This window comes from Pseudomonas sp. NFACC37-1, from assembly GCF_900101575.1.
Taxonomy (GTDB): domain Bacteria; phylum Pseudomonadota; class Gammaproteobacteria; order Pseudomonadales; family Pseudomonadaceae; genus Aquipseudomonas; species Aquipseudomonas fluorescens_AA.
This window is the reverse complement of sequence record NZ_FMUZ01000026.1, coordinates 83,353-90,324: the sequence shown is the minus strand read 5'-3', so window position 1 is coordinate 90,324 and position 6,972 is coordinate 83,353. Positions and strand designations below refer to the sequence as shown.

Below are 6,972 nucleotides of genomic sequence, written 5' to 3'. Positions count from 1 at the left end.
TGTAAGCGCTCCATGAACCCCACATTCAAAGCGCTAAGCTGATGTCGGATGCTGTGCTCCCGATTCTCTCAGGAGCCCGTTCGCCATGATGCGACCCGACGCCAAAGTCGAAAAAGTGTATCTGTACCCCAAGCCGGTCGACTTCCGAAAATCCATCGACGGCCTGGCTGCCTTGGTTGAGCTGGACATCAAGGTCGCCGTTTTCGACCCGGTGCTCTTCGTCTTCCTCAATAAGCCACGTAATCGAGTGAAAATTTTGTACTGGGAGCGCAACGGCTTCTGCCTTTGGCTAAAACGCTTGGAGTCCGAGCGATTCAAAACTTCGCCAGATGCCACCGACGCGGCGATTGTCCTGACTGTTCAGGAACTCAACTGGATGCTCGACGGCTTTGACCTCTGGCGTAACCGCCCTCATCAGGTTTTGACGCCGCGATTTGTGGCCTGATTCGGTATAATCCAGGGCATGCACTCCATGCCCGAAAACCTCCCCGACGATCCCCAATTGCTCAAGCAAATGCTTGCGCAGATGCAGTCGCGGGTCGGTTTGTTGGAGGAGGAAAATGCGCTGCTACGTCAGCGTTTGTTTGGCCGCAAGTCCGAGCAAGCGGCCGACCCTGCTACGCCACAGATGGCCTTTTTCAACGAAGCGGAAAGCGTTGCCGAACCTGCCGGCGAAGATGCTGATGAAGAGGTCGTCTCACCCATCAAACGTCGGGGTAAACGCAAGCCGCTGCCTGCTGACCTGCCACGTATCGAAGTCATCCACGAACTTCCCGAGCATGAACTGAGCTGCGTCTGCGGCTGCCGTAAACACGCGATTGGCGAAGAAGTCAGCGAGCAACTTGAAATCGTGCCGATGCAGATTCGGGTCATCAAACACGTTCGTAAAGTCTACGGCTGTCGCGACTGCGAAACGGCGCCGGTCACTGCGGATAAACCAGCCCAGTTGATTGAAAAAAGCATGGCCAGTCCAAGCGTTCTGGCGATGCTGCTGACCACCAAATACGTGGACGGCTTGCCACTTCACCGCTTTGAAAATGTACTGGGTCGCCATGGCATCGATATCCCTCGTCAGACCTTGGCACGCTGGGTTATCCAGTGCGGCGAGCACTTCCAGCCACTCCTGAATTTAATGCGCGACAACCTGTTGGCCAGCCGTGTCATCCACTGCGATGAAACTCGTGTGCAGGTGCTGAAAGAGCCTGACCGAGAGCCGAGCAGCCAGTCATGGATGTGGGTTCAAACCGGCGGCCCGCCCGATAAGCCTGTGATTCTTTTCGACTACTCCACCAGCCGAGCGCAGGATGTACCTGCACGTCTGCTTGATGGCTATCGTGGCTATCTCATGACCGATGATTACGCCGGTTACAACGCGCTAGGTGCTCAACCTGGCATTGAGCGCCTGGGATGCTGGGCCCATGCTCGTCGCAAGTTCGTTGAGGCACAAAAAGTGCAACCCAAAGGCAAGACGGGACGGGCAGATGTCGCGTTGAAACTGATCAGCAAACTGTACGGTATCGAAATCGCTTACAAAGAGAAAAGCGATGAGGCGCGCAAAAAAGCTCGCCAGGACTTGAGCTGCCACGTAATGGGACAACTCAGAGAGTGGCTGCACAAAACGCTGCCCTATGTGACTACGCAGAATGCACTTGGCAAAGCAGTTACCTACCTGGCAAACAACTGGGACAAGCTTGAACGGTATGTCGAGGAAGGCTACCTGCCTATCGACAACAACGGGGCCGAACGAGCCATCCGCCCCTTCGTGATCGGAAGAAAGAACTGGCTTTTTAGCGACACGCCTAGAGGCGCGAAGGCCAGCGCTCAGCTTTATAGCTTGGTCGAGACAGCCAAAGCCAACGGCCAAGAGCCTTATGCGTGGCTGCGCCACGCGCTTGAGCGCTTGCCAACAGCGTCCTCGGTTGAGGATTACGAGGCCCTACTGCCATGGAACTGTTCGCCGTCGTCATCTAGCTGACTGCGCCGCCCACTTCAAATCGGTGGGGTTTATGGAACGCTTACTTAATTCTCATCTCCATCTCTTTGAGTTTTGACACCAGCGCACGCCGTCATCCCCCCACCACTCCTGTGGGCTAAATGGGTCTCTTTCTCTGCGCCTCTGCACTCCCATTCAAATCAAGCCCGTCGTGTGCTGTCGAAGGGTTTCCTGGCTATCGAATACTGCGAAACCCTGCGGCGGTGGGATTTTCGCACTTTTAAACGTGCAGGCTCAGGAAGGCGAATTCAGATGGCGGCACGGGAAAAGGGTTAGGTTTTTTTTGGGGGAATTGTGAACAGAAGGTCCATATTTGTTGGGCTTGAGACCTAACTTTGAGAGGTTAGGTAAGGTTAGGTAAAAGTTGTTTTTATATAAGTGATTGTTTTTTAATGGGTTTTTATTTTTTTGTTTGGTGTGGGTAAGAGGTAATGACATTACCAAATCTAACTGGAAGCTAACCTTGGCCATTCTTGGCAACCCCTCACTGCATAACGCTTTCATGACGGTTTACAAAAACTAACCCTCCTGACCTCTTTCCCGTGGGTCAACATGAAAGCCAAAGGTGGATCTGGATGTGGCAACGATCCCTGAGCAGTTGTGGCTTATCTCACAGTTACCCGTGAACCGTTATGCAATGGTGTGCGGTACTTGCAGTTGGATGCGCCCCACGATTTAAACCTACCTATAAGCCACCTATAAATTTGTCGCATTCGTCTATAACGTACTGCGGCACTAGCTGGAATTCGGAAGGGTTGAGTTGGTAAATGTAATTATTTTCGATGTGGAAAGCTTCGTTGATAAACTTGCGTATCACATCAGACTCGATGTCTTTTTCTTTTCCGTCAAATAACATTCGGTATATGTGCAGTTTTTCGTAATTGTTTTTTGATGAGAAATACAGTGCTTTCATTTGTGCGTCATCTTGTACTAGTTTGATGAGTCTTTGGTATTCAAAGTTTTCAACGAATAAAATAATGTGGTTGGTTCCGTCCTGTATTTCTTCTTCCGTTAAATCCGTAAAATTACCCTCTGCAGATTTTTTCGAGGGGGTCAATCTTTTATGGAAAAGGCTAGACAAAATGTCGAAGCTGTTTTTTTTGTTTTGAATGATTTCGTAGTATCGACGCAGGTAAACTAGGCGGTTAATGTCGTGGCAATCAGTTTTAGAGTTGCTAATAGCGATCTCTATGAACGTTTTGATATCGGTTTTGTCTATGTTTTTTTCGTTCAATTGGCCGGAGTTGTTCTCGAGGAAGTAAACAGCCGGTTTTACAAATCGATCGGGGTGATGCAGCATCATATCTACTACAGGTTCAAAATCGTGGGTGAGAAGTAAAACGGTTTTCTCCCGGAAAGAGTTATCTTTTCGAAATAGCGCATCGACAATGGCGTATTTCTTATTTTTATCAAATGATGAAATTGGATCATCAAGTATTATTAGTTCGGCCTCTGTCTTTAGGCAATCATACATGAATAATACTAGTGAGAACGCGTTTCGCTCGCCATAACTGAGGTGGGACCGAACATTCTCGATCTCCCCCTTCGTAGAGTTATGCAATAGCTTGAGTTTGTAGTTCTCACCGTCTTCAATGAGCTTCACTGAATAACTATATCCTGCGTTGCGCAAGAAGTCATTAATTCCGGTTCCGTTAATTTCAACTAGCCGTTCTATAAGTTTTTTTTGCTTTGTTACGCTGCCTTGTAATTTTCCAGCTTTTTCTAGCAATCCATCAATGCCTTTGTTGATAAGCTGAATTTTATCCTGAGTGCTTTGAGAATTAAGGTGGACGAATAGATTGAGATCTATCTTATAGTTTTTCAGCTCTTCAATAATCACATCCACATTTTTAAATGACGAAAACCCCAGGTTTTGTGCCCTTCTTAAACTCTCGGAGAGTCGATCAATTTGACCCCAGACCTCGCGGATGTATTCAGCCTGTGCATCCGTGTAGCCATCGATATTTTTTATAAAGCTATCAATGCTTGTACGTGTGCTGTCTGTAAAGTATTTATTGAGTTTTGAAAAAACTGTTACGGTCTTGTTGAGGCTTTCGATGGACTTTGAATCGTAGGTCTTGGTGACGTTATTTATAACTTCGATTGTGTCTTTTACGTCGTGTGTGCAGTAGGGGCAGTCAGATGATATTTCTAAAAAAGGGAGACCTTCTTGTTGCCACTTTACCCATTTATAATTTTGCTCGTGTTGAATTAGATTGGAGAATTTTTCCAATCCTTTCGGGATGGAGGCAACTTTGTTACCTGATTTTAGTGCTTTGGCAATACTGCTTGAAGCATGGAACCCTGCTTTTACCGGTTTGCCAAAGGCACTTGAAAGCTCAATCAGGTCTGATGCTAATATTTCAATTTCAGGGTCTCCGACTAGAAGGTCTTTCATCTCGTTGGTTAAGGATTTTATTTCTTCCATGCCAGACTCGTAATTTTTGTCTCGTATAAATATATCAAAACTGCCTTTTACTAATTCGTCGGCTTGGAATACGAAATCGTTAATGTACGCCTCGTCAAATATTCTCAGCTTTGTTATGTCTTCCGCTCCTTGTATTTGAGGGGTGGCCTCCTTGTTGTGAGAGTTTTTAAATGCTGTAAGTTCCAGTATTTTCCTTGAGCCTGTGAGTCTGTCATTAATGGAATATGCTAATGCCTTTGCGATTGTGCTTTTGCCACTGCCGTTTGTTGCATATTTAATGTTGAGCTTGTTTGGGGTGATTTGCAGTGTCCCGCTATCTATGTTGTTGCAGTTAGAAATTATAATTTCCATATTCGGTCCCGTTATCAGTGGTTTGAGATTACATAATAGCTCATGGCCATTTTTCTGCATGGGTGTGTGTCGAATCAGTCCTAAATAGTGTTGGGCACCTTCCGAAAATTAGCCTGTGCGCCGAGTCGACTACCATGACGTTCTCTCACCACGGTCAGAGCAAGGGCGGACTTCGTCGTCCGCCGAAAAGACTCGGCACGATTGTATACTTTGCTTCGCGTGGTTCTTACTCTGTGGTGGTGAGGCGTTATCTGTAAAGAGATACTCAAATGCACTGATACGATATGTATTCGTACTGAAAGAAGATATGATGGTGGCTAGCTGCTATCGGTAAGCATTTTTTCAGGGGTTACAATATGAGATTGCGGGTTCTAGGGTTTGTGATGTGCGCAACGCTTGTTGCAATGGCGGTTTTTTCGGGGCCGTCTGACGCTAAGGAACAGGAGAAGAATGTCATTGCTACCGCGATCCAAGGGGGGGCTGACCTTCAGCACAAGCCGCAATTGGCCCCTCAATCAAATGTTGTATCGAGCCTTGAGATCGAACGTGTAAAAAAAGAGGAGGCGCTAGCAAGCGAGCTGAAAACACTAAAAGAAAAAAATTTATTAGTGGCAGAGTTTCAGGGTACGCTTATAAGTATTGTCATATGGTCTCTCGGGGTGGCTGTAAGTATAGTTTTGGTTCTAGTTACAGCTAGTTTTTTTACGAGCTTTAAAGTTCATGAGCGAGATATTCAGCGTATTCAAGATGATTATGCTGCAAAGCTTGCAGTGTTAAACTCTGATATTGATTCCAAATTTTCAAAGGTGAGCAGCGAGATCGAGGCCCGGCATGAAGCAAGAAGTCAACAAGATCTCGATAGAATGCTATCCCAAGCCACAGAGATTCGATCGCAATTCGAGCAGTTTAGAGTGTCATTAGAGGAAAAGCTTGCTGAGGGGGTGAAGTCTGCCGCTAGAGCCGAAGCAAAGGCGGATAAGCTTCAGGAAGATCAACTAGGTTTCGCTTCGGACGTAAGTAGGTTAGAGATAAGGGTTTGGGAACTGAAAAAAGTCCCTGGTAATGTACTTATTGCATCAGTCGAAGGATTAAATGCTGCATTGAAAAAAGGGGATAAATGGAGTGTCGATAATTTTATAAAAATTATCAAGGAGGTAATGGAGGAACATTACGTTACCACTCGACTACCGTTGAGTGCGTTTGTGGTAGAGTTTTTATCTAACGCTATGACCAAATTAAGTAAAAGTCGTCCCGAACAGGCGGAAGAAATATTGTCAATGCTAAAAGTCTGTGTTCATGAAAAAAAGGACGTTGGTTAGAAAGTGTCAACTGGCTGAAGTTATGAATAAATGTTCGTATCCGCTTATGTTCAATGTTGAAGTCTAACCCAATTGTATTGGATGGTTTGAGAAATGTAAGGCTGCCTCAATGGCTACAGCTTGAAGGTTGCCTCGTCGCTAGCCCTCAGCCTTGCTAAGGAAACGGGTGCATGGTGACTGATGGGGAAGTCAGAGATGTGCTGACTGCCCTATCCGCTATCCGGGCGGGTCGAATCGTCGCACCCACATTGGATTCATAGTGTTGGGGGGCGTTATGCTAGCCCTGCATGCGGCGAGCAATCAGGTAGGGCTCAAACGCTATCAGCGTAGTACTAGGCCCTAATTATGGCGTTCTAGAACATTTGTCAATGACTGCTCCTCGTTTCTAAGATTATCAATCATAGCTGTGGCAGTACTCGGCTGCTCCTGCGGCAAGCGAGCAGGACGCGGGGGGAGCGCGTGGGAGTGGTGGTACGAAAGTGGTACTGAGAGTTGTGGTGCTATAACGTCCGTGCTGTGAAGGCCGGGGGTTAGGTGGGCCAATCCATCAAGGGCATGACATATACGTGATCTACCGTTTCCGGCTTCAAGGTTCAGCTCATAGGAGCCGCAAATCTAGGGCAAATTTAGGGCAAGTCGAGGACCGCTTCGAACCGCTTCAGGCGCCGGTGTCTGTGGAAACCTCTCTAATTTCAAGGCCTCAAGCGGTATAGATAGCCATTCAAAAGGGTTCAAATCCCTATCTCTCCGCCATTATTGAATACGACTAAGCCCCTGAAATGGTTGAACATTTCAGGGGCTTTTTCGTTTTTGGCGTTTTGTCGCGTGGCGAACGCGGCGACATGGATTGTGTGGCCTTACTGCGAGCGTGAACGTCGGGG

At 47.2% G+C, this 6,972-nt stretch carries 4 protein-coding genes; 3 read left to right on the top strand and 1 reads right to left on the bottom strand.

The features are described from left to right. The first annotated feature begins 85 nt into the window (after window positions 1-85). On the top strand, window positions 86-445 hold the full coding sequence (gene tnpB, locus BLP82_RS22615) for an IS66 family insertion sequence element accessory protein TnpB (RefSeq protein ID WP_256576650.1): 360 nt from the start codon (window positions 86-88) through the stop codon (window positions 443-445). 18 nt (window positions 446-463) lie between these two features. Next, window positions 464-1,975 carry an IS66 family transposase gene (locus tag BLP82_RS22610; RefSeq protein WP_092172509.1) on the top strand — a complete coding sequence of 504 codons (1,512 nt, stop codon included), beginning with the start codon at window positions 464-466 and terminating at the stop codon, window positions 1,973-1,975. A gap of 703 nt (window positions 1,976-2,678) precedes the next feature. Here the strand turns inward: BLP82_RS22610 and BLP82_RS22605 are convergent. Continuing rightward, the gene (locus BLP82_RS22605; RefSeq protein ID WP_170842361.1) at window positions 2,679-4,772 is read right to left on the bottom strand and encodes an AAA family ATPase; all 2,094 of its coding nucleotides are present in this window, start codon (window positions 4,770-4,772) and stop codon (window positions 2,679-2,681) included. A gap of 356 nt (window positions 4,773-5,128) precedes the next feature. Here BLP82_RS22605 and BLP82_RS22600 point away from each other — a divergent pair, with 356 nt between their 5' ends. Continuing rightward, window positions 5,129-6,091, top strand: a complete 963-nt coding sequence (locus BLP82_RS22600) for a hypothetical protein (RefSeq protein ID WP_092173172.1) — start codon at window positions 5,129-5,131, stop codon at window positions 6,089-6,091. Window positions 6,092-6,972 lie beyond the last annotated feature (881 nt).

Excerpts from the sequence above, each read along its gene's own strand:
- tnpB (WP_256576650.1), top strand. The coding sequence starts at position 86 with ATGATGCGACCCGACGCCAAAGTCGAAAAAGTGTATCTGTACCCCAAG.
- BLP82_RS22610 (WP_092172509.1), top strand. The coding sequence starts at position 464 with ATGCACTCCATGCCCGAAAACCTCCCCGACGATCCCCAATTGCTCAAG.
- BLP82_RS22605 (WP_170842361.1), bottom strand. The coding sequence starts at position 4,772 with ATGGAAATTATAATTTCTAACTGCAACAACATAGATAGCGGGACACTG.
- BLP82_RS22600 (WP_092173172.1), top strand. The coding sequence starts at position 5,129 with ATGAGATTGCGGGTTCTAGGGTTTGTGATGTGCGCAACGCTTGTTGCA.